Annotated in this window: 1 protein-coding gene; it reads right to left on the bottom strand. The window is 40.8% G+C overall.

Annotated features, from left to right (window positions below):
• The coding region (gene nagB / locus J1D01_RS17420; protein ID WP_421151781.1) for a glucosamine-6-phosphate deaminase at positions 1-1079 on the bottom strand (1079 nt) is incomplete at both ends.

The raw sequence follows: 1079 nt of genomic DNA, 5'->3' as shown, positions 1-1079 counted from the left end.
ACGCGTTTTTTGGCTGGTTCTGCACGTTCTGGACGTTTACTATCATCGGCATTGGGTTTTCCCCCTGGCCAGCCGGTGATGGTGTTTTGTAGCTTGTTAAAAATTTTAATATTTATGTCGTAGGCAGGACCTGAGTCTGCTAATAAATCACTCATACCGTTTTCTATATAATCGGCATCGGTGAGCATTAAAATAGGTTTCTTTAGCTTTAGTGCTAATCCTAAAACAGCTTTTCTGATGAGTTTATCGGTCCATGTTACTTTTTCTACTAACCATGGGGTGTTAATTCTTGTAAGCTTTGAGGAAGCGGCTTGGTCTAATACAAAGGTGGCATTGTTGTGCTCTTGTAAATAAGAGGCGGGTACTTGGTTGGTTACGGTGCCTTCTACAGAGGCTTTTATAATGCTTGATTTGCCTTCGCCCCAAGCCATAAGTATGACTCTCTTGGCTTCCATGATTTTCTTTACACCTAAGGTGATGGCGGTTCTTGGGGTTTTTTGCAATCCTCCAAAATCGCCACTGGCAGCTACTCTGGTTATATGGTCTAGAGCTACTAATCGAGTTTTTGAGTTTTTTAAAGAACCTGACTCGTTAAAACCTATGTGACCATTACCTCCTATACCCAGTATTTGTAAATCTATACCGCCTAAGGCTTCTATTTTGGCTTCGTATTGACGGCAATAATCTGAAATGGCTTCTTTGGTTAGGGTACCATCTGGAATATTGATGTTCTCTGGCAATATGTCTACATGATCAAACAGGAGTTCTTTCATAAAACGTACATAGCTGTTTATAGAATCGGGCTCCATGGGGTAGTATTCATCCAGATTAAAGGATACCACGTTTTTAAAACTTAGGCCTTCTTCTTTGTGCAGCCTTACCAGTTCGGCATATAGCCCTTTGGGGGTAGAACCCGTGGCCAAACCTAATATACAGGGTTGCTTTTGAGATTGCTTTACTTTGATTAAATCGGCTATTTCTTGGGCTACTGCTTTTGAGGCTTCGGTTGAGTTTTCAAAAACAATGGTGCCTACGTTTTCAAATCTTTTTTCAAAACCAGTGGCTTTGTCTATATTACT

The organism is Seonamhaeicola sp. NFXS20, from assembly GCF_049132085.1.
In the GTDB taxonomy this organism is placed as follows: domain Bacteria; phylum Bacteroidota; class Bacteroidia; order Flavobacteriales; family Flavobacteriaceae; genus Seonamhaeicola.
This window is presented reverse-complemented; position numbering and strand designations above follow the sequence as displayed.